Below are 21,510 nucleotides of genomic sequence, written 5' to 3'. Positions count from 1 at the left end.
ATTGCTGTGGATAGGCTGTCTCTATGCGCGGCGGCCTGATGCGCCTATATGGGATCCATGCTCCCCACCCTGCGCCAGCTGCAATATCTCAAGCTTCTGTCCGAGCACGGCTCGTTCAGCCGGGCCGCCGAGAGCGCCCACGTCACCCAGCCCACCCTGTCGGCGGGGATCCAGGAACTGGAAAAGATCCTGGGCGCGCCGGTGGTCGATCGGGCGCGCTCGGGCGTGATCCTGACGGCCGCCGGCCAGGAGGCCGTGCGCCGGGCCCAGGACATCCTGACCCGCACCGAGGATCTGGTGCAGGCGGCGCGCGGCGCGGGCCTGCCGCTGGCGGGCCGGTTCCGGCTGGGCGTGATCCCCACCGTGGCGCCCTATCTGCTGCCGCGCGCCCTGCCCCTGCTGCGCGACCGTTTCCCCAAGCTGCGCCTGTTCCTGCGCGAGGACCTGACCCAGCGCCTGATCGCGGGCCTGAAGGCCGGCGCGCTGGACGCCGCCCTGATCGCCCTGCCCTACGACATGTCGGGCCTGGACTGGGCCCATGTCGAGGATGACGAACTGCTGGCCGCCGCTCCGGCCAACCATCCGATGGCGGCGTCGGCGCGGGTCGATCCCGACAGCCTGTCGGGCGACGACCTGATCCTGCTGGAAGATGGCCACTGTCTGCGCGACCACGCCCTGGCCGCCTGCGGACTGGAGCCGCCCAAGGGGGTCGGCGATGAAGAGAGCTTCGCGGCCACCTCCCTGCCCACCCTGGTGCAGATGATCGGCTCTGGCCTGGGCGTGTCGTTCCTGCCGTCGATGGCGGTGCAGGCCGGCCTGACCGACAACGCCGCCGTCACGGTGCGGCCGTTGACCTCGGAACATTCCAGCCGCGAGATCGTGGTGGCCTGGCGCGCCGGCTCGACCCGGGCGGCCGAGGGTCGGCTGCTGGCCGAGACCCTGCAGGCGGCCTGAAGCTGGATCCAACAAAACTCTTGTCATCCCGGGCGGCGTAGCCGACCCGGGACCCAGGGGCCGTCGCAACGCGGTTGCCCCTGGGTCCCGGCTCTCCGCTTCGCTACGGCCGGGATGACAAGGATTTTGATCAGAAAGTTTGCGGCCTAACGCTTCAGCTTGGTCTGGGCCGAGACCTCCACCCGCTCGACGCCGCGCAGGGCGTCGCCGGAGGCTTCCAGCATCGTCTTGAAGGTTTTCAGGTCGGTGGTGTCGATGCGGCGGATCTTCTTCTCGCGCGACCATTCCAGCCCGATCAGCCGGCCCAGCCGGCAGGCCTTGGGCAGCAGCATCGGGCGCTCCGCGGGCCCGCCCCGCGCCACCAGCTTGGCGACGATGTCGTTCCAGTTGGGCGAGCCGGGGAAGCAGAAGCTGAGCTTCTCGCAGTCGCCGGTCCAGAACCGTTTGTACCAGCGCTGGTGCTCGGGCGTGTCGTACACCGCCGGGTTGGCGGTGGCGTAGTCGCGGCAGTCGGCCCGCACGAAGTCCTGGGCCGGCGCCGGGCTGGCCAGCGCCGCGAGTGTCAGGGCCGCGAGCGTCGCGGCCGCTGTCGTCCTAGACCACATTGGCGATCGGTCCCTCGGCGCGTCCGTCGACGAACTGGCGGACATAAGGATTGTCGGCCGATTTCAGGTCGGCGGCCGGACCATGCCAGACGATCCTGCCGCCGTGCAACATGGCGATGTCGTCGCCGATCGTCTGGGCCGAGGCCAGGTCGTGGGTGATCGAGATGGCCGTGCAGCCCAGGTCGCGCACCTGGTCGACGATCAGCTCGTTGATCGCCGCGGCGGTGATCGGGTCCAGCCCCGTGGTCGGCTCGTCGAAGAACAGGATCTGGGGGCTGGCGACCACGGCGCGGGCCAGGCCGACGCGCTTCTGCATGCCGCCCGACAGGTCGGACGGATACTGGTCGGCGACCTGGGCGCCCAGGCGAACGCGGGACAGGGCCTCGATCGCCATGGCTTTCGCCTGCTTGCGCGGCACGCCGTCGGCGTTGATCAGGCGGAAGGCGACGTTTTCCCAGACGCTGAGGCTGTCGAACAGGGCCGCGCCCTGGAACAGCACGCCGACGCTGGAAAACAGCTCCCGCCGCGCCCCCTCGTTCAGGTTCACGGTGTTGAAGCCGTCCACCAGGATCTCGCCGGCGTCGGGTCGCACCAGGCCCAGGGCGGTCTTGAGGGTCACCGACTTGCCCTGGCCCGAGCCGCCGATGATCACCAGCGACCGGCCGGGCGCGACGCTGAGGTCCAGCCCGTCCAGCACGGCCGGGCCGCCGAAGCGCTTGCTGACGCCCTTCCAGTGCAGTTTGGGAGCGATGTCGGTCATGTGCTGAACAGGGTCGTGAGGAGATAGTCGGAGGCGAAGATCAGGATGGCCGACGACACCACCGCGTGGGTGGTGGCCCGGCCCACGCCGCGCGCGCCGCCCGAGGCGTTGTAGCCGTGGTAGCAGCCCATCAGCGCCACGATGAAGCCGAACACGGCGGCCTTGATCAGGCCCGAGACGACGTCCCAGGCCTGGATGAAGTCGAGTGTGTTGCGCACATAGATGGTCGGGTTGAAGTGCAGGATCTTCACCGCCACCAGCCAGCCGCCGGCGATGCCGATGATGTCGGCGATCACGGTCAGCAACGGCAGCATCAGGGTCGCGGCCAGCAGGCGGGGCGCGACCAGATAGCGGTAGGGGTCGGTCGACAAGGTCCGCATGGCGTCGATCTGCTCGGTGGCGCGCATGGCCCCGATCTCGGCGGCGATGGCGGCCGAAACCCGTCCGGCCAGCATCAGGGCGGCCAGCACGGGCCCCAGTTCGCGGGTGATCCCCAGGGCCACGATCTGCGGCATCACCTGCTCGGCGTTGAAGCGCCCGCCGCCGGTGAAGATGTTCAGGGCCAGGGCCGCGCCGGTGAACACCGCCGTCAGGCCGACCACGGGCAGGGAGAAGAAGCCGATGGCCACCAGCTGCCGCGCCGTCTGCCCGCCGAACCACGGCGGGGTGAGGGCTGCGATGGTCCCGCGCAGGGCGAACAGGCCCACCGAGCCCACCATCTGCAGGCCGGACAGGGTCGACCGCCCCAGTCTGCGCACCGGGTTCACGGCGTGGGCGTCGGCCATCTCAATAGGACTCGGGCGCGACGGTGGCGGGATTTGGCGCGGGCGTCGGCGCAGCAGCAGCAGCGGCGGCGGGCGGCTCGGCGCTCTGCGGACGCACCACCTGGCCGATCAGGCCAAACAGGTCGACGGCGCCCTGGGTGTTGTCGATCTCGCCGCCGGGCTTGAGGTCGTCCAGCGCCGAGCCCGGCGCGATCGACACGTGGACCCCGCCCAGCAGGCTGTCGCTGGTGATCTTGGCCGTGGAATCCGACGGCAGCTTCACCGTCGGGTCCAGGTGAAGCCTGGTGACCGCCAGATAGGTCTTGGGATCCAGGGTGATTTCCGAGACCGTGCCGACCTTGACCCCCGCGACGCTGACCGCCGCGCCAGGGGCCAGGGAGCCGGCCTGGCCGAACCTGGCCGTGACGTCATAGCCGCCGGGCTTCATCTTCACGCCGCCGACGCTGAGGGAATAGGTCAGGAACGCTCCGGCCACCGCCAGGACGACGATACCCATGCCGGTTTCGGCCCATTGTTCGCGCGAACTCATGGTCTATTTGCTCCGCGTTGGGCGCTGTCCGCCGCGCTGAAGTTGCCCGATCAGGACGTCGATGTTGCCGCCGGCGTTGTCGATCGTCGAGACGAAGTCCTGCTGCTGGGTGATCGCCAGCCACACGCCCGACACCTGCACGTCGACCACCTTCCAGGCGCCGCCCGTGTTCAGCACGCGCCAGGCCACCGGCAGGGGCTGGCTGACCTGGCCGCCGGCCACCACGGTGTTGACGATGACGTCGCCCGGCTTGCGCACGACCGAGCCGGTCACCTTCAGGCTCTCGCCGTGATAGTCGCCCAGGCGGTTCTGGTAGACGCCCTCGGCATAGGTGCGGAAGACCGCCGAGAAGCGGGCCTTCTGGTCGGGCGTGATGACGCGGGCATATTTGCCCAGCACGAAATTGGTGACGCGCGGCACGTCGGCCAGCTCGTCGATCGCCGTATGGAACGAGGCGTTCTTCTGGGCGGTGGTCATGCCCTTGTCGGCCAGTACGCCGATGATCCTCTGGGCGCGGCTCTGCACGAACTGCTCGGCGCCGGCGTCGCGGGCGCCGCCCTGGGCCAGGGCGGGCGCGCCCAGCATCGACAGGCCGAGCGCGGCGCAAAGCGCCAGGCGGCGGGTGGGGCGGAAGGCGGAAGGGGTCTGGGTCATTGTGGTCCTGCCTGGGCGGGCTGCGCCTCCAGCGTGGTCGAGGGTGTCGGGGATGAGGTTTCGGCGTCGTCGAAGTCCGGCAGCGCCTGAACCTCGCCGGTCGCCTCGCGGACGAAGGCCGCGCGCCGCTGCAGGCTCGCCGAGCGGGAGGCGGCATAGGGGTCGATCGTGTCGTCCAGGGCCACGAAAGCGCTGTCATAGACGACGCGGGTGTCGAGGATGGTCACGCCCAGGCGGGCGCGGCCGAACCGGTTCTCCAGTCCGCCGAACGCGAGGCCAAGGGGGTCGGTGACGATGTCCAGCACCCGGCCAGTCCCGTCACGGAGGTTGGTGGGGCCCATGACCGGCACATAGAGATAGGGTCCAGGCCCCGCGCCATAGCGGCCGAAGGTCTGGCCGAAATCGGCCTCGCGGCGCTTGAGGCCCGTCTTGGCCGCCACGTCGAACAGGCCCAGCATCCCGACGGTGGAATTGACCACGAAACGGGTCCCCGACCGGGCGGCGGCCTTGCCGTGGCCCTGCAGGGCCAGGTTCATCGTCGTATTGGGCTCGCCCAGATTATAGACCGCCGAACTGACGCGATCGCGAACCGGACCGGGAACCACCGCCATGTAGAGGTGGGCGACAGGACCGATCACGATCCTGTCCAGGCCCATGCTGATGGCGAAGGAGACGCGGTTGAGGCCCCGCCAGGGATCGCCGGCGTCAGGGCTGACCGAAGCCTGGGTCGCGGCCGGCGCGTCGACCCGGGGCGGTCGCGTCTGGGCCTGGGCGCCCGAGGTCCACGCCAGGGCGGTCGCGGTCAGGGCGAGGCCCAGGGCAGTGGACATGGAGGTCCTGTCGCGGCTGCGGGATCGATCAGAGGTCAAAACGGCTCACCCGGTGGTTCTTGAAGGGACCGAAAAGGCGGAATGCCGTCTCGGGTCCAGGGTTTTGGCGCAGAACCTCGGGCGTCCCCGAAATTGTCATCGCGACCCCCGTGTCCGTCTCCGGCCGCGGGGATTCCACGCATGTATTCACGCTTTTCCTCCGATCAAGGCCTGGTTTGTCTAAACTTGACCACGTTGCGTTGGCTTGCACATTTCGCGCGCGGCTTGGCTAAGGCCGTCGTCCGCATCGCAATCAGATATATCGAAATACGCTCTTGACGAATTTCCAATCCGATATATCTAACATTTCGATATAACGAAATAGGATCTAAATCACATGTTTGGACGACACTCTCACCACCACGGCTTCCATGGCGGGCATCACAGCCGTCATCCCTTCGGCTTTCACGGCCACGATCACGGCGGTCGCGGCCATCACGGCCGGGGCGGCCGCATGGGCCGGTTCTTCGACCACGGCGACCTGCGTTTCGTGGTGCTCAAGCTGATCGCCGAGAAGCCCAGCCACGGCTACGAGCTGATCAAGGCCATCGAAACGGCGGCCGGCGGCGCCTACACGCCCAGCCCGGGCGTGGTCTATCCGACCCTGACCCTGCTGGAAGAACTGGGCTACATCACCGTCAGCGACGCCGGCGGCGGCAAGAAGCTGCACACCATCACCGCCGAGGGCGAGGCTTTCCTGGAAGCCAACTCCCAGCCGGTGAAGGGCCTGTTCGAGCGGATGGCCGAGGCCGCCGCCCGCAGCGCCGCCTTCTCGCCGCAGATCATGCGGGCCCGCGAAAACCTCAAGACCGCCCTGCGCCTGAAGCTCACCGCCGGCCAGCTTTCCGCCGAGCAAGTCGAGCAGATCGCCAAGGCCCTGGACGACGCGGCCGGCGTCATCGAACGCCTCTGATGGAGACCCTGATGCAGAGCCACGCCCGGCTGCCCACCGACAAGGCGGCCCGCTACATGACCCAGCTGGCCAAGCACTGGAGCCACAAGGTCGTGGTCAGCCTGGACGAGACCACCGCCACCATTCCGCTTCCCCTTGGGGACTGCCGGATGGCGGCCGATGACACCGGCCTCGACATCACCGTCGAGGCCACCTCCCATGACGGCCTGGCGCGACTGGAGGATGTGGTCGCCGAGCACCTGCTGCGCTTCGCGTTCCGCGAAAACCTCGGAAAGCTGGCCTGGACGCGCGCCTGGGCGGCCGGCCACATCGATCCCCCGGCGTTGCGTGTGGGGCTGGGCCAGGCCTGATCCTGCTCATCGGCGGTTCATCCAAGCTCGGCTTTAAAGCGGTCCGACATCCCGAGGACCCGACATGAAAGCCCTGCCCGTCGTTTTGCCCGCCGCCTTGTTTGCCGCCATCGCCCTGGCCTCCGCCGCCCAGGCGGCGCCGCGACCCCGCGTTCGCGACGTGGTCATCCAGACCGGATGGCGTTGGGGGCAGGGACCGTCGGACCACTTCGCCACGACGCTGCGCGAGACGATCGACGAACGCCTGGCGGTCTGCGCGGCAGGACAGGATCTGCTGCTGGACCTGCGCGTGGAGCGGCTGGACATCCGCCAGCCGGAAGAGGTTCGGCGGCGCACCGCCAATCGCCTGATCGCGCAGGTCAAGGTGCGCCAGGGCCGGGACAAGAGCCTCACCGACCTGCAGCGCATCACGGTGGAGACCCCGGACGACGGGTTGCTGGCCTTCGTGCGGGATCCGGAGATCATCCTCTCCGAAGCGACGGCGGACGCGATCTGCGCAACCTTCTTCGCCGAGCCTCCGCCAGCCTAGAGCGCCGGCGACGGGCTGATGTCAGTGCAGGCCGCGCAGAAGGTCCAGCCGGCGCATGGCCTTGCCGGGCAGTTCCGACATCCGCCCCAGCGGCAGGGACTCGGCCATATGGCGCACGCCATAGGCGGCGCTGCGCACGAAGGTGGCCGGCGAGGGCGAACCGAAGAAGCCGAACATCACCGTCTGCCGGGCGTTCGACAGCTCGCGCTTGAAACGATAGTCGCCCGCCCCAAGGTCGAGCTGGGTGTAGGGCGTGGCGTCCATGCTCTTCAGGATATCCTGGAACAGCATCAGGCCGGGCGAGTAGCGCTCGAACGCCGGATTGTGGGCGATCAGCCAGCCGTGAAGGGTATGGGCGCCGCGCAGATGCAGGTGCACGGCGGCCAGGCTGTCGCCCAGGTGCAGGGTGTAGAGCCCGCCGCCGAAGGTCTCGTCGCGGGTGGCGAACAGGTCGCGGACCAGTTCCATGACCCAGGGCGTGCGGAAATAGTCGGTCTGGCCGGTGGCGATCAGCTGGCCGCGCTTCCAGTCGATCAGCTGGTCGAAATCGGCGCGCGAGTCCGACAGGGCGCGGAAGAAGGCGGGGCCGACCTCGCGCTCGGCCTTGCGGCGCTTCTTGTCGATATCCTTGAGCACGCCCGAGCCGGCCGCCCGGCGCTGGGCTTCATAGGCGGCGTAGCCGTCGGGGATCTCGACGATCCAGGAGTCGGTCTGGCCCCGACCGTGCCGGGCCAGGGTCTCGTCGTCGGCCTGCATGTGGCAGAAATCGAGGCGGTGGGCGCCCAGGGCGGCCAGCAGCCGGCGCGGATCCACGGCCAGGCCGGGCGCGCCGACCAGGGCCTGATAGTCGCACATCGGCGCGCCGACCGGCATGGCCACGTCCGACCGCAGGCGAACCGGCAGGAAGCCGACGGCGACGCCGTCGCCGCCGCGCAGGATCGCGACCTTGATGTCACAGGCGGCCTTGCCCGTCGCGATCCGGGCCCTGGCCACGGCCTGGGTCCAGCGCGGCGACAGGAACGGCGAATCCAGGCGCGGCTGGCCCGACTGCAGCATCGACCAGCGGTCGATGTCGGCGGGCGCCAGGTCCATCGCGGAGACGACGTCGATCTTCAAGGCAGGCTGACTCATGGCGGATCACGACCGGGTTTGATCGGCCGTGATCCTGGGCCAGATAGCTTTCCCCATAGTTGACGCGGCGCGGGCCCCGTCCACCATGGGTAAGCAGGATCAGTCCATCAGCTTGCGCGACAGATACACATATTCCAGCGCCTGGCGGCGGGCGGTCTCGGCCAGGTTGGCGCTGGCCGCGTGGCCGCCGTCGATGTTCTCGTAATAGAGCACTGGGTAACCGAGCTCCTCCAGCCGCGCCGCCGCCTTACGGGCGTGGGCGGGGTGGACGCGGTCGTCCTTGGTGGAGGTCTCGATGAACACCTCGGGATATTTCTGGCCGGCCTTGAGGTTGGAATAGGGGTCGTACTTGGCGATGACCGCCCGCTCCGACGGGATGGCCGGATCGCCATATTCGCCCACCCACGAGGCCCCGGCCCCGATCTGGCTGTAGCGGATCATGTCGAACAACGGCACCTGCACGACGATGGCGTTGTAGAGCTCGGGCCTCTGGGTCAGGGCAACACCCATCAGCAGGCCGCCGTTGCTGCCGCCCATGATCCCCAGCCGGCGCGGCGAGGTGATCTTGCGGGTGATCAGGTCCTGGCTGACGGCGAAGAAGTCGTCATAGACCTTCTGGCGGTTCTCTTTCAGGCCCGCCTCGTGCCAGGCCGGGCCAAACTCGCCGCCGCCCCGGATATTGGCGACCACATATGTGCCGCCGCGCTCCAGCCACAGCTTGCCCATCACGCCCGAATAGCCGGGGGTCATCGGCACCTGGAAACCGCCATAGGCGTAGAGCAGGGTAGGGGCGGTCCCGTCATACTTCACGCCCCTGGGCCGCACGACGAAGTAGGGGATCTTGGTTCCGTCGGTGCTGGTCGCCTCGAACTGTTCGACCACGTGGGTCGAGGCGTCGAAGCGGGCCGGCGAGGCCTTGACCTGTTCCAGCTTCAGCGTGCCGGCGTCGGCCAGCCAGTAGGTGGTGGGGGCCAGATAGCCGGTGACGGTCAGGAACAGGCGCTCGTCGACCTCGGCGGTCGAGCCCAGGCCGATCGCGCTGTTGGCCGGCAGGTCCAGAGCCTGGGCGGTCCAGCCCTTGGGGCCGTGGGTATAGACCCGGGCCGCGCCCTTGACGTTGTCCAGCAGGCCCACGACCAGTTTGGAGCGGGTGGTGGTCACCTGTTCCACCGACTGGCGAGCGGTGGGGCGCAGGACCAGGGTCGCCACGGCCTTGTCCGGAGCTACCTTCAGCTTGGCCAGGTCGAAGCTGATCAGGTCGCCGGTCTTGAAGCCCTTTTCGGCCCAGTCCTGCTCCATCAGCGCCACCATCTGGCCGTCGACATAGCCCTGGATCGAGCTTTTCAGCGGCAGTTCCAGCTTCACCGGGGCCGGGCCGTCCAGCAGATAGGTCTCGCTCTCGAAGAAGGTGACGCCGCGCCGGGCCATTACGGCCACGACCTTGCCCTCGGCGTCGCGCAGCACGAACGGACTGACCGACACGTCGGTCTCGGTCCCGCGATAGAGTTCCTTGGCCTCGCTCAGGGCCTGGCCGCGCTTGAGGCTCTTGATCACATAGGCGTAGCCGGACTTGGTGACCTGACCCGGCTCCCATTCGCGGCCGACCAGCAGGGTGTCGGCGTCCAGCCACGTATAGTTCTGCTTGCCCTCGGGCAGGCTGAAGCCGCCGTCCACGAAGCTCTTGGTCGTGGTGTCGAACTCGCGAACCGTAACGGCGTCCTTGCCGCCGTTCGACAGGGTGACCAGGCAGCGGGTGTCGGCCGGAGGAAGACACGAAGCGCCCTTGAACACCCAGTTGGCGTTCTCGGCCTTGGACAGGGCGTCGATGTCGAGGATCGTCTCCCAGACGGGCTCGGCGGTGCGATAGCTGTCCAGCGTGGTCTTCCGCCACACGCCGCGCACGTGGTCCTTGTCCTGCCAGAAGTTGCGCAGGGCGCCGTCGCCGGCGAACGATACGCCGGGCACCCGATCCTTGGCGTTAAGGATCGCCAGGGCCTGGCTTTCCAGCGTGGCGTAGCGGGTGTCGCCCTGCAGCACCGGCAGGGTCTTGCCGTTCTGGGCCCTGGCCCAGTCCATGGCCCGGGTCCCTTCGATCTCCTCCATCCACAGATAGGGATCGTTCTTGCCCAGTTCCGACAGCGGGGTGCGCGCCTCGGTGTTGGCGGGCGGGGCGGGGTCGGCGGCGTGCGCTGCGGTCATGAGGCTCGTAGAGGCGAGGAGGGCGAGGACAAGGCTACGCATCAGTTAGTGATCCATCAGCTGGCGCGACAGGTAGGTGTAGTGCAGCGCCCATCGGCGGGCGTTCGACCTGGGGTCTGCGCCGTTGGCGTGGCCGCCGTCGGTGTTCTCGAAATAAAGGTGATCGACCTTCAGGTCGTCGAGGCGCGCGGCGAACTTGCGGGCGTGGCCGGGATGGACGCGGTCGTCCTTGGTCGAGGTGGTGATATAGGCCAGCGGGTATTTCACCCCCGCCTTCAGGTTCTGATAGGGCGAATAGGCCTCGATCCAGGCCCGCTCGGCCGGGATGGCCGGATCACCATATTCGCCGATCCACGAGGCGCCGGCCGGCAGCACGGTGTAGCGGATCATGTCCAGCAGCGGGCTTTCCACCACCACCGCGTTCCACAGGTCGGGCCGCTGGGTCAGGGCCACGCCCATCAGCAGACCGCCGTTCGACCGGCCATAGGCGCCCAGATGGCGGGGCGAGGTGATCTTTTTGGCGATCATGTCCTCGGCCACGGCGTAATAGTCGTCGAAAGCCCGCTGGCGGTGGGCCTTCAGGGCCGCGTCGTGCCAGGCCGGGCCGAACTCGCCGCCGCCACGGATATTGGCCACGGCGTAGCTGCCGCCCTTCTCCAGCCACAGCTTGCCGATCAGCGGGTCATAGACCGGCAGTTTCGACAGCTGGAAGCCGCCATAGGCGTGCAGCAGGGTGGGGCTCCCGCCATCGTGCTTGTGACCCTTGGGGTGGATCAGGAAGTAGGGAACCTTGGTTCCGTCCTTGCTGGTGGCGGTCTTCTGCTCGACTTCCAGCCTGGAGCCGTCGAACTGGGCGGGCAGGGCCTTGACGGTTTCGGCGGCGCCGCTGACGCCGTCGGCCAGTTTCAGCTGGGTCGGGGTGGTGAAGCCCTCGACCGAATAGAACAGCTGGTCGCCCTCGTCGGCGTGCGAGCCCAGGGCCACCGAGGCGTTGGGCAGGCCGGGCAGGGCGGTCCTGGTCCAGCCCGTCCCGGTCGGCCTGAAGGTGAACACCCCGCCGCGGACATTGTCATAGATCGCCGCCACCACGACGTGGTCGGTGACGGTCAGCTGGTCCACCGACTGCAGGGCCGAGGGCGAGAAGATCAGGCTGGAGGTCAGGCCGGCGTCCGCCGAGGCGGCGACCAGATCACCGGCCCTGGCGCCGAGGCCGTCTTCCTTCAGCTGGATGATCAGCCGGCCGTCCAGCAGGCCGACCACATTGGCCTTGTGCGGTATGGCCAGCGGAACCACCTCGGCGCCGTCCCACAGATTATAGTCGGTGTGGAAGAAGTCGGTGGCGCGTTCGATCAGCACCACCCGATGGCCGGCCGCGTCGCGCAGCACGTTGGGCCGGGCGGAGACGTCACTCTTCTGGCCGGCGAACACCTCGACGGCGTCGCTCAGGGCCTGACCGCGCTTCAAGGTCTTGATGACCATGCCATAGCCGCTGTCGGTGGTCGTGCCGGGGCCCCAGTCGCGGGTCATGATCAGGGTGTCGGGATCCAGCCACTCGGTGTTCTGCTTGCTCTCGGGCAGAGAGAAGCCGTCCTCCACGAAGCTCTTGGTCGTCAGGTCGAACTCGCGGACCGTCACGGCGTCCTTGCCGCCGTTCGACAGGTTTACGAGGCAGCGGTCATGGGTCTTGGGCCGGCAGTCGGCGCCCTTCCAGATCCAGTTCTGGCCCTCGGCCTGGGCCAGGGCGTCGAGGTCCAGCACCGTCTCCCAGACCGGCGCGGCGGTCTTGTAGGAGGCCAGGGTCGTGCGTCGCCAGACGCCGCGCACATGGGTCTCGTCTTGCCAGAAGTTGAACACGTCCTGGCCGATGAAGTTGGGCGCGGCGATGCGGTCCCTGGCCGACAGGATCTTCAGCGCCTCGGCCTGAAGTCCGGCGAAACGCGGATCGCTCGACAGGAGCGGCAGGGTCCTGTCGTTCTGGGCCTTCACCCAGGCCAGGCTGTCGGGGCTTTCCACGACCTCCAGCGCCAGATGCGGGTCGCTCTCCTGAGCCATCGCGGCGCCGTGGGACAGCAGGGTCAGGGCCAGGGCCCCGGCGGAACAGGTGCGAAGCAACGTCATGGCGGGGGACGGTATCGGACAATTGGTCCGGCGCCAGAAGGTTACAGATATTTCATGGTCGGGAAGCCGGGCGAGGATTACGGAGCCTTTCCCTAATCCGCTCTCCCCGGCGAAGGCCGGGGCCCAGATTCAGCCTCGGCGTTTGGGGATGATGCGCCTTCAGGCAGCGCCAGACCCGCTGCTTTCCGGAGTTCGACCTGGGCCCCGGCCTTCGCCGGGGAGAGCGGGGAGGGGTAAAGGGCCGCATCCCCTGACGCCGCCGCGACTTTTCCACTATATAGCCCCCACCATGAGCCGCACCTTTCTCAAGATGAACGGGCTCGGCAACGACTTCGTCGTGATCGAGACCGCCAGCCAAGCCTTCAATCCGACGGCGGAGGAGATCCGCGCCATCGCCAAACGCGGCGAGGGTGGGATTGGCTGCGACCAGGTGATCGCCATCGATCCGCCCCGCAGCGCGGGCGCCTCGGCCTATGTACGGTTCTGGAATTCCGACGGCGACGAGATCGGCGCCTGCGGCAACGGCACCCGCTGCGTGGCTTGGCTGCTGATGCAGTCGGCCGGCAAGGATAGCGTGGCGTTCGACACCGACGGCGGCCGCCTGTCGGGCAAGATGGCCGGCGACAAGCGGGTGACGGTCGACATGGGCCAGCCCGGTCTGGACTGGACCCAGATTCCGCTGTCCGAAGAGATGAACACCGAGCGGGTCGAGCTGCAGGTCGGCCCGATCGACGCGCCGCTGGTCCACACGCCAGTCTGCGTCTCGATGGGCAATCCGCACGTGGTGTTCTTCGTCGACGCGCCTGTGACCGATGAATTCGCGACGGGCACGGGCTCGCTGGTCGAGCATCACCCGCTCTTCCCCGAGGGCGTGAACGTTGGCTTCGCCCACATCGCTGCTCGCGACCATATCCAGCTGAAGGTTTGGGAACGCGGCGCGGGCCTGACCGCCGCCTGCGGCACCGGCGCCTGCGCCGCGCAGGTCGCCGCCGTGCGCCGGGGCCTCACCGACCGCGTCGCCACCGTGCAATTCGAGAGCGGCAGCCTGGTCATCGAATGGCGCGAGGCCGACGGCCACGTGATCATGACCGGCCCGATCACCCTGGAATATACCGGCAAGCTGCCGGAGAAGGTCGCGGCATGAGCCTCCACCCCGCGCTCGCCGCCGGAAACACCGCCGTCATCACCGGCGCCGCCGACGGCATCGGCCTGGCCGCCGCCAAGATCTTCCGCGCGCTGGGCCTCAATGTGGTCATGGCCGACGTCACCGGCCGCAAGCTGAAGCAGGAGGCCGAGGCCATCGGCGCGATCGCCGTGCCCACCGACGTCGCCGACCGCGCGGCGGTCGAGGCCCTGAAGGCCGTCGCCCTGGAAAAGTTCGGCGCGGTCGATGTGCTGATGAACAATGCCGGGGTCGGCGGCGGCGGCGACGCCTTCGCCGGCGATGACGCCTGGTCGCGCATTCTCGACGTCAATCTGTGGGGCGTGATCAACGGCGTGCAGGTGTTCGGCGAGGAGATGGCCCTGTCGGGTCGTCCCGGCCTGATCATCAATACCGGCTCCAAGCAGGGCATCACCCAGCCGCCCGGAGACACGGCCTACAACGTCTCAAAGGCGGCGGTTAAGGCCCTGACCGAGGGTCTGGCTCACACCCTGCGCCAGACCGAGGACTGCCAGGTCACCGCCCACCTGCTGATCCCCGGCTACACCTTCACCGGCATGACCAAGCGCGGTCCGGGCCCCAAGCCCGACGCGGCCTGGGCGCCCGAGCAGGTGGTGCACTTCATGCTGGCCCGCATCGAGGCCGGCGACTTCTACATCCTGTGCCCCGACAACGACGTCACCCGCGCGGTCGACGAGAAGCGCATGGCCTGGGCCATGGGCGACATCATCGAGAACCGTCCGGCCCTGTCGCGCTGGCACGACGACTGGAAGGACGCCTTCGCGGCGTTCATGGCCAGGCCGTGACGACCTACACCGTCATCTCGCGCCCGCCGAAGCCCGCTGTTGGCGAGGAAGGCGGCCCCGCTGTCGTCTCGTCCGGTCCCGACGGCGTCGATGTCGTCACCTTCGGCTGCCGGCTGAACGCCTATGAGTCCGAGGCCATCCGGGCGCGGGCCAGCGCCGACGGCCTGTCGGACGCGGTGGTGTTCAACACCTGCGCCGTCACCAATGAAGCCGTGCGCCAGGCGCGGCAGGCGATCCGCAAGGCGCGGCGCGAGCGGCCCGACGCCCGGCTGATCGTCACCGGCTGCGCCGCCCAGATCGATCCGGCCGCCTTCGCCGCCATGCCGGAAGTCGATCTGGTGCTGGGCAACGCCGAAAAGGCCGCGCCGGGGGCCCTGCTCGACACCTCCACCCGCGTGCGGGTCAATGACATCATGTCGATCAAGGAGACCGCCGGTCACCTGATCGCCGGACTGAAGGATCGCGCGCGGGCCTATGTCGAGGTCCAGAACGGCTGCGACCACCGCTGCACCTTCTGCATCATCCCGTTCGGACGGGGCAATTCGCGCTCGGCCCCGGCCGGCGAGGTGGTCGAGCAGATCCGCCGCCTGGCCGCCGAGGGTTATAACGAGGTGGTGCTGACCGGGGTGGACGTGACCTCGTGGGGAACCGACCTGCCGGGCCAGCCCACCCTGGGCCAACTGGTCGGCCGGATCCTGAAGCTGGTCCCCGACCTGCCGCGTCTGCGGCTGTCGTCGATTGACGCGGCCGAGATCGACCCGGACCTCTTCAAGCTGCTCGAGACCGAGCCGCGCCTGATGCCCTATCTGCATTTGAGCCTGCAGGCCGGCGACAATCTGGTGCTCAAGCGGATGAAGCGCCGCCACAGCCGCGAGGACGCCCTGAAGCTGGTCGCCGAGGTGCGCCGCGTGCGTCCCGACACCGCCTTCGGCGCCGACCTGATCGCCGGCTTCCCGACCGAGAGCGACGAAGCCTTCGAAAACACCCTGAAGCTGGTGGAGGAGGCGGGTCTGGCCTTCCTGCACGTCTTCCCCTACAGCGCCCGCCCCGGCACGCCGGCCGCGCGGATGCCGCCGGTCAAGGGCCCGGTGATCAAGGACCGCGCCCGCCGCCTGCGCGAAGCGGGGCAGGCGGGTCTGGAACGCCACCTGCAGCGTCAGGTCGGTCGCGTGCTGTCGGGCCTGGTCGAGCGCGACGGCGTCGCCCGCGCCGAGGACTTCACCGAGATCGCCTTTGTCGGCGAGGTCGCCCACGGCCAGATCGTCGCCTTCCGGGTGACCGGCCATGACGGCAGCCGGGTGATCGGTGAACTCGCGGCTTGAGGTCCATGCACCGGTGACACCCCCACGCTTGTCATCCCGGCCGCAGCGTAGCGGAGCGCCGGGACCCAGGGGTCCAAGCGATGCGGCGGCCCCTGGGTCCCGGACAGCCTCTGCGAGGCTTCCGGGATGACAAGATTTTTTGGCGTTATCTTTTCGGGGCTGCTTTGCCTCTCCGCGCCGACCTTCGTCCTGGCCCAGGACGATCAGCGTCCCGAGGAAATCCCCGGCCGCGTCGTCAAGACCGAGGAGACGCCGCCCGCCGTCTTCGCGCCGCATGGGCCGCTCAAGCCGGTCGAGCTCAGCGTCATGACCTACAATGTCGAGGGCCTGCCCTGGCCGATCCGCTCGGGGCGCGGCGACAAGCTGAAGGCCATCGGCCGCGAGCTGGCGGCCCTGCGCGAAAAGGGGCTCGAACCCGATGTGGTGCTGCTGCAGGAAGGTTTTCGCGAGGAGACCGCCGACCTGATCCGGCTCAGCGGCTATCCGCACGTGGCGCGCGGGCCGCGCAAGAAACAGCGCGACGGCAGCCTGGTCGTCCGCGAGGAGCGCCCGCGCTTCAAGCGGGTGAAGTATCGCCGCAAGGGCGAGGGCTGGGGGAAATGGGGCTCCAGCGGGCTGTGGGTGCTGAGCAATCACCCGATCAACTGGGTGAAATCCCATGCCTATCACTACTGCGCGGGCCTGGACTGCCTGGCCAACAAGGGTGTGATGCTGGTCAGCCTCGACGTGCCGGGCCTGCCCACGCCCGTCGAGATCGCCGACACCCATCTCAATTCCAAGGGCGCCTCGGGGGTGCCGCGCAGCCGGGCCACCGCCGCGCACCATCTTCAGGCCGATGAGCTGAAGGGCTTCATGCTGCAGGACCGCACGCCGGGCGCGCCGCTGATCGTCGGCGGCGACTTCAACGTCATGCATTCGGCCGTCCGGTTCGATCACGTGATGGCCGACTATCCGTTCGAGGTGGTCAGCCAGGTCTGTTTCCAGTCGCCGGCAAGCTGCGACGCCAGGATCTCGGCCGATGGCGACGCGCCCTGGCTCGACACCCAGGACCTGATCGGCTTCAAGCAGGGTGATCGCGTCACGATCCGGCCCATCCGGGTCGAGGCCCGGTTCGACGGCTCGGCCGCCGGCGGCCCGGTGCTGTCCGACCATGACGGCTATGAAGTGACGTTCCGTCTCACCCCCTTGCCGACCAGGCCCTGAGGTTTCCGATGTCCCACAGCGCGGGTCTGAGCGGGGGTTGCCAGTGCGGCGCGGTCCGCTTTCGGGTCGAGGGCGAGCCGGGGCGGGCCTCCATCTGTCATTGCCGCATGTGCCAGAAGGCCTTCGCCGGACCGTTCGGGGCGCTGGTCACGGTGGAGGTCGCCCACCTGACCTGGACGCGCGGCGCGCGGTCGACCTTCCAGAGCTCCGACGCCATCACCCGCGGCTTCTGCGCCGCCTGTGGCACGCCCCTGACCTTCGAGTGGAGCGAGGACAGGATCGACCTGGCGGTCTTCGCCTTCGACGACCCCTCGGCGGTGGAGCCTGTGGTCCAGTTGGCGGTCGAGCGCCGGCCGGCGTGGATGGATCACCTGGCCGACATGCCGGTGCGGCCGCCGATGGGACCCGGCGGGGCGGTGGTCAGCCGGCAGCATCCCGACCGGGATACGTGATTTCCTTCTCCCCTTGCGGGAGAAGGTGGGCCGCGAAGCGGCTCGGATGAGGGGTTGATAGACCTGTCTGTTCGGATTGCGGCGCGTTTAGTGCGACCCCTCATCCGTCGACCTTCGGTCGCCACCTTCTCCCGCAAGGGGAGAAGGGCTTGGCTCCTCGCCGCCCGCGAAGCCCGGCAGGCTCCAGCCCAGCTTGATCGCGGCGGCGCGCAGGCCGAAGGCCGCGACGAAGCCCGCGATGCCGGCGGGCCAGAACGCCAGCCCCAGCAGCTTCAGCACCGTGAAGACACTGGCCCCCAGCAGGGCGGCGGTGATGTAGATCTCCCGGCGCAGCAGCAGGTTGGGCTCCTCGGCCAGCACGTCGCGGATCACGCCGCCGAAGGCGGTGGTCAGCACGCCCATGACCACGGCGGTGAACGGATGCACGCCCAGGCTCAGGGCCTTGGCCGTGCCGACCACGGCGTAGGCGGCCATGCCCAGGGCGTCCAGCCACAGCAGGGCCCGAAACCGCCAGCCGCGCCTGCCCAGCAGCCAGACCACCGTGGCGGCGGCCAGGCAGGCCAGGATGTAGCCGGGCCGCTGGATCCAGAAGACGGGCGCGCCGATCAGCAGGTCGCGCAGGGTGCCTCCGCCCACGCCGGTGATCGCGGCGAAGAAACCAAACGTGATGATGTCGTGTTTTCGACGCGCGGCCGCCAGGGCGCCGGTGGCGCCAAACACAGCGGCGGCGGCGTAGTCGAGCCAGAACAGGGCGGCCGAGAGCGGGTCCGAAAGCGGGTCCATCGGCGTTCATGCCACGGCCGGGCCCCCGGCGGAAACCATCGGCCGGTAATATCTGATTTACACTTTCGCCCGTTCCCCTAAAGGAGCGCCATGAGCGATAAGCCCGAGCAGAAAAAAGGCTGGTTCCAGCGCCTGACATCCGGCCTGACCCGGTCGTCCCAGGCGATGACAGAGCAGGTCACGGGGGTCTTCACCAAGAAGCCACTCGACCAGGAACAGCTCGACGCCCTGGAAGAGATGCTGATCGAGGCCGACCTTGGCCCGCAGATCGCCGCGCGCATCACCGACGCCTTCGGCAAGGCGCGGTTTGGCAAGTCGTCGACCGACAACGAGGTCAAGGAGGCCCTGGCCGAGCTGGTCGCCGCCGAGCTGGCCGACCGCGAGGGCCGCTTCGACCCGCTGGGCGGGCCGCGCCCCTATGTGGTGCTGTTCATCGGCGTCAACGGTTCGGGCAAGACCACCACCCTGGGCAAGATCGCCGCCGACCTGACCGAGAAGGGCGCCCGCGTCCTGATCGCCGCCGGCGACACCTTCCGCGCCGCCGCCGTCGAGCAGCTGAAGGTCTGGGCCGACCGGGCCGGGGCCGACTTCATGTCCAAGCCCACCGGGTCCGACGCCGCCGCCCTGGCCTATGAGGCCGTCGAGCGCGCCAAGGCCGAGCACTATGACGTGGTGCTGATCGACACCGCCGGCCGGCTGCAGAACAAGCAGGGCCTGATGGACGAACTCCTGAAGGTGATCCGCGTGGTCAAGAAGGTCGATCCGGACTATCCGCACGAGACGCTTCTGGTGCTGGACGCCACCGTGGGCCGCAACGCCCTGGCCCAGGAAAAGATCTTCGGCAACCAGGTCGGCGTATCCGGGATTGTCATGACCAAGCTGGACGGCACCGCGCGCGGCGGGGTGCTGGTGCCGGTGGCCCGCGCCAGCGACAGCCCGATCAAGCTGATCGGGGTCGGCGAGGGGGTCGAGGACCTGCAGCCCTTCGACGCCCGCGCCTTCTCGCGCTCGCTGGTCGGTCTGGAGGACTAGGTCGTGAGCGAGACAGGCAAGAAGACTTCCGGCTGGGTCCGGACGATCGTCGACTACGGCGCGACCATCGCCTTCGGCGCGGCGTATTTCATCACCCGCGACTTCCAGAAGGCTACCTGGGTGCTGGTGGCCGCGTCAGCCGCCGCCCTGGCCATCGGCTACGCGGTCGAGCGCCGGCTGGCCCTGATGCCGCTGTTTTTCGGCGGCATGGCCCTGGTGTTCGGCGTGCTGGGCATCGTCTTCCACTCCGACGCCTTCGTGAAGGTCAAGGTGACGGTGATCAACCTGTCCCTCGCCGCCTTCCTGTTCGGGGGCGTGCTGACCCGGCGCGAGCCTCTGAAGTTGTTGATGGGCGAGGCCCTGCACATGGCCGACGCGGCCTGGCGCACCCTGACGATCCGCTACGCCGTGTATTTCAGCCTGATCGCCGCGGCCAATGAGGCCGTGCGCCTGACCCAGACCACCGACACCTGGGTCAAGTTCCGCCTCGGCCTTCTGCCCTTGGCGGTGGTGTTTATCCTCAGCCAGCTGCCCTTCATCATGAAGCACATGGCCAAGGGCGACGAGCCGGCGGCCGCCGAACCCCCGGACGCGGGCTTCTAGGCTGTCTTGGACCGTCTCCTCTTGAGGCCCGACGGGCGGCTTAGACCGCCCACGGAGTATTGTCGTCAAATCGACTTGTAACGATGATATCTCTCATCCGTCAGCGGACAGGACGAGGGCGAAGCCATGGCCAAGACCAAGGTCGAGAAGAGCGGCGGACTGCTGGAGCGTTCGCCCAGTCACCTGCTGCACCGGGTGCTGCAGCTGGCCCTGGACATCTATGCCGAGGAGTGTGGCGGCGCCGGGGTCACCCAGCGCCAGTTCGCCGTGCTGGCGGCGGTGGCCCAGAACGAGGGGGTCACCCAGACCGCCCTGGTCAAGGCCACCGGCATCGACCGCTCGACCCTGGCCGACATGGTCGCCCGGATGATCGCCAAGGGCCACCTGGAGCGTCAGCGCTCCGACCAGGACGCCCGCGCCAACAGCGTCCGCCTGGCTCCGGCCGGCCGGGACATGCTGGAAGAGATCCAGCCGATGGTGGCCATGGCCGACGCGCGGATCCTGGCCCTGCTGAAACCCGGCAAGCGCGAAGGCTTCCTGGACCTGCTGTCCGATATGGCCGGCGCCGACCTGCATCCGGCGACCGAGGCTGAACCGGCCAAGGTCAAGAAGGCCAAGGCCGACAAGCCGAAGAAAGACAAGAAGCCCAAGAAGGACAAGGCCGCCAAGAAGGCGGCCTGACGGCCCTTAGACCACGATATTCAGCAGCGAGCCCGGACGCAGGATCTTCTGCGGCTGGGCGTCCGGCTGCGTGAACGGCCGGGCCGGCGGCTGGCGTTGCGGCTGGGCCTGGGCTTGCGCCTGCATCTGCACCGAAACGGGGGCCTGGGCCGGTCGCGTGGCGGCCGCGTCGCCAAGCGCCGCCTGGAAGAAGGCCGAACGCGTGGCGGCCCCGGCTCCCGACGCTGGCGTCGAGGCGGGCTTCGCGGGCGCTGAGGGCCAACCGGCGGGGCGAACGGTGCTCATGACTCGAAGTCTAACATGGTTAACCGAAAGTCGGCGAGCATGGTCAACGTCGGGTTAACAGGAAAGGTCCGCGACCTGTCAGCGCACCTTGCAAACAGGTTCTATCGCGCCTTGGCCAGCAGATCCTCGGCCGCGTCGGGCGTCAGCGGGCCGGTGTGCTTGGCCAGGATCATGCCGTCCGAGCCGATCAGATAGGTCTCCGGCACGCCGGTGACGCCGAACTCCAGTCCCGCGCGACCGTCGCGATCGACCAGCCGGGCGGCGAACGGGTCGCCCAGCCGGGCCAGGAAGGCCTGGGTATTGGAAGGAGCATCCTTGTAGGACACGCCGATGATGGTCACGCCCTGGGCCTTGAGGGCCATCAGCTGCGGATGCTCCACCTCGCAGGGCGCGCACCACGAGGCGAAGAAATTGACCAGCACCGGACCCTTGGCCAGGTCTTTGAAGGCGGCGGGCTGGCCGCTGGCCAGCTCGGGCAGGGTCAGGGCCGGCATCGGCTTGCCGACCATGGCGTGCGGCTGGACCTTGGGGTCGCGCTTGAGCGCGTAGCCGGCGAACAGCAGGGCCAGGGCGGCCAGCACGATCAGCGGCGCGAAGGCCAGCCAGCGCTTCACCGGGCGCCGTCCCGGGCGTCGAGCTGCGCCTGCAGGCGCTCCGTCTCGCGCTTCCAGCGGCGCGACAGCAGCAGACTGCCGGCGATCATCCAGGCGAAGGCCGCCGCGCTGACCGCGAAGGCCGGCCAGACATAGACGGCGTATTTTCCGGCGTCGAAATCGAAGTGCATC

At 68.6% G+C, this 21,510-nt stretch carries 25 protein-coding genes and 1 pseudogene; 12 read left to right on the top strand and 14 right to left on the bottom strand.

The window, feature by feature from the left end:
* Positions 1-57 precede the first annotated feature (57 nt).
* Positions 58-954, top strand: a complete 897-nt coding sequence (locus tag ACQY9P_RS07235) for a hydrogen peroxide-inducible genes activator (RefSeq protein WP_421739921.1) — start codon at positions 58-60, stop codon at positions 952-954.
* 39 nt (positions 955-993) lie between these two features.
* On the opposite strand, the pseudogene ACQY9P_RS07230 reads toward ACQY9P_RS07235, so the two are convergent.
* The 7 genes and pseudogenes from ACQY9P_RS07230 to ACQY9P_RS07200 all read right to left on the bottom strand — a co-directional run.
* A pseudogene (locus tag ACQY9P_RS07230) lies at positions 994-1,083 on the bottom strand (hypothetical protein); the annotation flags it as partial.
* Between the two features lie 17 nt (positions 1,084-1,100).
* The gene (locus ACQY9P_RS07225) at positions 1,101-1,559 is read right to left on the bottom strand and encodes a hypothetical protein (RefSeq protein WP_421739922.1); all 459 of its coding nucleotides are present in this window, start codon (positions 1,557-1,559) and stop codon (positions 1,101-1,103) included.
* Positions 1,549-2,319 (bottom strand): ABC transporter ATP-binding protein, encoded by a 771-nt coding sequence (locus ACQY9P_RS07220; RefSeq protein WP_421739923.1) that lies wholly within the window; start codon positions 2,317-2,319, stop codon positions 1,549-1,551. Before ACQY9P_RS07220 ends, ACQY9P_RS07225 begins: the two co-directional genes overlap by 11 nt.
* Positions 2,316-3,104, bottom strand: a complete 789-nt coding sequence (locus ACQY9P_RS07215) for an MlaE family ABC transporter permease (RefSeq protein WP_421739924.1) — start codon at positions 3,102-3,104, stop codon at positions 2,316-2,318. The genes ACQY9P_RS07220 and ACQY9P_RS07215 overlap by 4 nt, the downstream gene beginning before the upstream one ends.
* A 1-nt stretch (position 3,105) precedes the next feature.
* The gene (gene mlaD / locus ACQY9P_RS07210) at positions 3,106-3,633 is read right to left on the bottom strand and encodes an outer membrane lipid asymmetry maintenance protein MlaD (protein ID WP_421739925.1); all 528 of its coding nucleotides are present in this window, start codon (positions 3,631-3,633) and stop codon (positions 3,106-3,108) included.
* A gap of 3 nt (positions 3,634-3,636) precedes the next feature.
* On the bottom strand, positions 3,637-4,287 hold the full coding sequence (locus tag ACQY9P_RS07205; protein WP_421739926.1) for an MlaC/ttg2D family ABC transporter substrate-binding protein: 651 nt from the start codon (positions 4,285-4,287) through the stop codon (positions 3,637-3,639).
* Positions 4,284-5,117: an MlaA family lipoprotein gene (locus ACQY9P_RS07200; RefSeq protein WP_421739927.1), complete on the bottom strand. Its 834-nt coding sequence runs from the start codon at positions 5,115-5,117 to the stop codon at positions 4,284-4,286. Before ACQY9P_RS07200 ends, ACQY9P_RS07205 begins: the two co-directional genes overlap by 4 nt.
* Before the next feature lie 376 nt (positions 5,118-5,493).
* Between ACQY9P_RS07200 and ACQY9P_RS07195 the strand changes: the two genes are divergently transcribed.
* The 3 genes from ACQY9P_RS07195 (at position 5,494) to ACQY9P_RS07185 (ending at position 6,948) form a co-directional block, all read left to right on the top strand.
* On the top strand, positions 5,494-6,069 hold the full coding sequence (locus ACQY9P_RS07195; RefSeq protein ID WP_421739928.1) for a PadR family transcriptional regulator: 576 nt from the start codon (positions 5,494-5,496) through the stop codon (positions 6,067-6,069).
* Positions 6,070-6,080: 11 nt separating this feature from the next.
* Positions 6,081-6,419: a DUF2218 domain-containing protein gene (locus ACQY9P_RS07190; protein ID WP_421739929.1), complete on the top strand. Its 339-nt coding sequence runs from the start codon at positions 6,081-6,083 to the stop codon at positions 6,417-6,419.
* Positions 6,420-6,483: 64 nt separating this feature from the next.
* Entirely contained in the window at positions 6,484-6,948 is a 465-nt protein-coding gene (locus ACQY9P_RS07185; RefSeq protein WP_421739930.1) for a hypothetical protein, read from the top strand.
* Positions 6,949-6,969: 21 nt separating this feature from the next.
* On the opposite strand, the gene ACQY9P_RS07180 is transcribed toward ACQY9P_RS07185, so the two are convergent.
* The 3 genes from ACQY9P_RS07180 to ACQY9P_RS07170 form a co-directional block, all read right to left on the bottom strand.
* Complete coding sequence (locus tag ACQY9P_RS07180; RefSeq protein WP_421739931.1) at positions 6,970-8,079, bottom strand: GNAT family N-acetyltransferase; 1,110 nt, start codon at positions 8,077-8,079, stop codon at positions 6,970-6,972.
* A gap of 99 nt (positions 8,080-8,178) precedes the next feature.
* The gene (locus ACQY9P_RS07175; protein WP_421739932.1) at positions 8,179-10,320 is read right to left on the bottom strand and encodes a prolyl oligopeptidase family serine peptidase; all 2,142 of its coding nucleotides are present in this window, start codon (positions 10,318-10,320) and stop codon (positions 8,179-8,181) included.
* A gap of 3 nt (positions 10,321-10,323) precedes the next feature.
* Positions 10,324-12,396, bottom strand: coding sequence for a prolyl oligopeptidase family serine peptidase (locus tag ACQY9P_RS07170; RefSeq protein ID WP_421739933.1), 2,073 nt, complete (start codon positions 12,394-12,396; stop codon positions 10,324-10,326).
* A gap of 289 nt (positions 12,397-12,685) precedes the next feature.
* Between ACQY9P_RS07170 and dapF the strand changes: the two genes are divergently transcribed.
* The 5 genes from dapF (at position 12,686) to ACQY9P_RS07145 (ending at position 17,341) form a co-directional block, all read left to right on the top strand.
* Positions 12,686-13,540: a diaminopimelate epimerase gene (dapF, locus tag ACQY9P_RS07165; protein WP_421739934.1), complete on the top strand. Its 855-nt coding sequence runs from the start codon at positions 12,686-12,688 to the stop codon at positions 13,538-13,540.
* Positions 13,453-14,364 carry an SDR family NAD(P)-dependent oxidoreductase gene (locus ACQY9P_RS07160; protein ID WP_421739935.1) on the top strand — a complete coding sequence of 304 codons (912 nt, stop codon included), beginning with the start codon at positions 13,453-13,455 and terminating at the stop codon, positions 14,362-14,364. The genes dapF and ACQY9P_RS07160 overlap by 88 nt, the downstream gene beginning before the upstream one ends.
* A complete protein-coding gene (gene mtaB / locus ACQY9P_RS07155) occupies positions 14,361-15,686 on the top strand; it encodes a tRNA (N(6)-L-threonylcarbamoyladenosine(37)-C(2))-methylthiotransferase MtaB (RefSeq protein ID WP_421739936.1) in 1,326 nt (441 codons plus the stop codon). Before ACQY9P_RS07160 ends, mtaB begins: the two co-directional genes overlap by 4 nt.
* A 126-nt stretch (positions 15,687-15,812) precedes the next feature.
* Positions 15,813-16,889: an endonuclease/exonuclease/phosphatase family protein gene (locus ACQY9P_RS07150; protein ID WP_421739937.1), complete on the top strand. Its 1,077-nt coding sequence runs from the start codon at positions 15,813-15,815 to the stop codon at positions 16,887-16,889.
* Between the two features lie 8 nt (positions 16,890-16,897).
* Positions 16,898-17,341, top strand: a complete 444-nt coding sequence (locus ACQY9P_RS07145; RefSeq protein ID WP_421739938.1) for a GFA family protein — start codon at positions 16,898-16,900, stop codon at positions 17,339-17,341.
* Between the two features lie 87 nt (positions 17,342-17,428).
* Here ACQY9P_RS07145 and ACQY9P_RS07140 read toward each other — a convergent pair whose 3' ends face one another.
* Positions 17,429-18,124 carry a trimeric intracellular cation channel family protein gene (locus ACQY9P_RS07140; RefSeq protein ID WP_421739939.1) on the bottom strand — a complete coding sequence of 232 codons (696 nt, stop codon included), beginning with the start codon at positions 18,122-18,124 and terminating at the stop codon, positions 17,429-17,431.
* 90 nt (positions 18,125-18,214) lie between these two features.
* Between ACQY9P_RS07140 and ftsY the strand changes: the two genes are divergently transcribed.
* From ftsY to ACQY9P_RS07125, 3 genes are all read left to right on the top strand, one after another.
* Positions 18,215-19,156, top strand: coding sequence for a signal recognition particle-docking protein FtsY (ftsY, locus tag ACQY9P_RS07135; RefSeq protein WP_428151387.1), 942 nt, complete (start codon positions 18,215-18,217; stop codon positions 19,154-19,156).
* Positions 19,157-19,159: 3 nt separating this feature from the next.
* On the top strand, positions 19,160-19,759 hold the full coding sequence (locus ACQY9P_RS07130) for an inner membrane-spanning protein YciB (RefSeq protein ID WP_421739940.1): 600 nt from the start codon (positions 19,160-19,162) through the stop codon (positions 19,757-19,759).
* Between the two features lie 126 nt (positions 19,760-19,885).
* Positions 19,886-20,440 carry a MarR family winged helix-turn-helix transcriptional regulator gene (locus tag ACQY9P_RS07125; RefSeq protein WP_421739941.1) on the top strand — a complete coding sequence of 185 codons (555 nt, stop codon included), beginning with the start codon at positions 19,886-19,888 and terminating at the stop codon, positions 20,438-20,440.
* Between the two features lie 6 nt (positions 20,441-20,446).
* On the opposite strand, the gene ACQY9P_RS07120 is transcribed toward ACQY9P_RS07125, so the two are convergent.
* From ACQY9P_RS07120 to ccmD, 3 genes are all read right to left on the bottom strand, one after another.
* Complete coding sequence (locus ACQY9P_RS07120) at positions 20,447-20,725, bottom strand: hypothetical protein (RefSeq protein ID WP_421739942.1); 279 nt, start codon at positions 20,723-20,725, stop codon at positions 20,447-20,449.
* A 101-nt stretch (positions 20,726-20,826) separates the two neighbouring features.
* Positions 20,827-21,339, bottom strand: coding sequence for a DsbE family thiol:disulfide interchange protein (locus tag ACQY9P_RS07115; RefSeq protein WP_421739943.1), 513 nt, complete (start codon positions 21,337-21,339; stop codon positions 20,827-20,829).
* Positions 21,336-21,509 carry a heme exporter protein CcmD gene (ccmD, locus tag ACQY9P_RS07110; protein ID WP_421739944.1) on the bottom strand — a complete coding sequence of 58 codons (174 nt, stop codon included), beginning with the start codon at positions 21,507-21,509 and terminating at the stop codon, positions 21,336-21,338. Before ccmD ends, ACQY9P_RS07115 begins: the two co-directional genes overlap by 4 nt.
* Position 21,510: the final 1 nt, after the last annotated feature.

Origin of the sequence: Caulobacter sp. (genome assembly GCF_965279145.1) — a bacterium.
In the GTDB taxonomy this organism is placed as follows: domain Bacteria; phylum Pseudomonadota; class Alphaproteobacteria; order Caulobacterales; family Caulobacteraceae; genus Caulobacter.
The sequence above is the reverse complement of the archived record's forward strand: the minus strand, read 5'-3'. Positions and strand labels throughout refer to the sequence as shown.

Coding starts and splice junctions, on each gene's coding strand:
- ACQY9P_RS07235 (WP_421739921.1), top strand. CDS start 58: ATGCTCCCCACCCTGCGCCAGCTGCAATATCTCAAGCTTCTGTCCGAG.
- ACQY9P_RS07225 (WP_421739922.1), bottom strand. CDS start 1,559: ATGTGGTCTAGGACGACAGCGGCCGCGACGCTCGCGGCCCTGACACTC.
- ACQY9P_RS07220 (WP_421739923.1), bottom strand. CDS start 2,319: ATGACCGACATCGCTCCCAAACTGCACTGGAAGGGCGTCAGCAAGCGC.
- ACQY9P_RS07215 (WP_421739924.1), bottom strand. CDS start 3,104: ATGGCCGACGCCCACGCCGTGAACCCGGTGCGCAGACTGGGGCGGTCG.
- mlaD (WP_421739925.1), bottom strand. CDS start 3,633: ATGAGTTCGCGCGAACAATGGGCCGAAACCGGCATGGGTATCGTCGTC.
- ACQY9P_RS07205 (WP_421739926.1), bottom strand. CDS start 4,287: ATGACCCAGACCCCTTCCGCCTTCCGCCCCACCCGCCGCCTGGCGCTT.
- ACQY9P_RS07200 (WP_421739927.1), bottom strand. CDS start 5,117: ATGTCCACTGCCCTGGGCCTCGCCCTGACCGCGACCGCCCTGGCGTGG.
- ACQY9P_RS07195 (WP_421739928.1), top strand. CDS start 5,494: ATGTTTGGACGACACTCTCACCACCACGGCTTCCATGGCGGGCATCAC.
- ACQY9P_RS07190 (WP_421739929.1), top strand. CDS start 6,081: ATGCAGAGCCACGCCCGGCTGCCCACCGACAAGGCGGCCCGCTACATG.
- ACQY9P_RS07185 (WP_421739930.1), top strand. CDS start 6,484: ATGAAAGCCCTGCCCGTCGTTTTGCCCGCCGCCTTGTTTGCCGCCATC.
- ACQY9P_RS07180 (WP_421739931.1), bottom strand. CDS start 8,079: ATGAGTCAGCCTGCCTTGAAGATCGACGTCGTCTCCGCGATGGACCTG.
- ACQY9P_RS07175 (WP_421739932.1), bottom strand. CDS start 10,320: ATGCGTAGCCTTGTCCTCGCCCTCCTCGCCTCTACGAGCCTCATGACC.
- ACQY9P_RS07170 (WP_421739933.1), bottom strand. CDS start 12,396: ATGACGTTGCTTCGCACCTGTTCCGCCGGGGCCCTGGCCCTGACCCTG.
- dapF (WP_421739934.1), top strand. CDS start 12,686: ATGAGCCGCACCTTTCTCAAGATGAACGGGCTCGGCAACGACTTCGTC.
- ACQY9P_RS07160 (WP_421739935.1), top strand. CDS start 13,453: ATGGCGCGAGGCCGACGGCCACGTGATCATGACCGGCCCGATCACCCT.
- ACQY9P_RS07150 (WP_421739937.1), top strand. CDS start 15,813: ATGACAAGATTTTTTGGCGTTATCTTTTCGGGGCTGCTTTGCCTCTCC.
- ACQY9P_RS07145 (WP_421739938.1), top strand. CDS start 16,898: ATGTCCCACAGCGCGGGTCTGAGCGGGGGTTGCCAGTGCGGCGCGGTC.
- ACQY9P_RS07140 (WP_421739939.1), bottom strand. CDS start 18,124: ATGGACCCGCTTTCGGACCCGCTCTCGGCCGCCCTGTTCTGGCTCGAC.
- ftsY (WP_428151387.1), top strand. CDS start 18,215: ATGAGCGATAAGCCCGAGCAGAAAAAAGGCTGGTTCCAGCGCCTGACA.
- ACQY9P_RS07125 (WP_421739941.1), top strand. CDS start 19,886: ATGGCCAAGACCAAGGTCGAGAAGAGCGGCGGACTGCTGGAGCGTTCG.
- ACQY9P_RS07120 (WP_421739942.1), bottom strand. CDS start 20,725: ATGAGCACCGTTCGCCCCGCCGGTTGGCCCTCAGCGCCCGCGAAGCCC.
- ccmD (WP_421739944.1), bottom strand. CDS start 21,509: ATGCACTTCGATTTCGACGCCGGAAAATACGCCGTCTATGTCTGGCCG.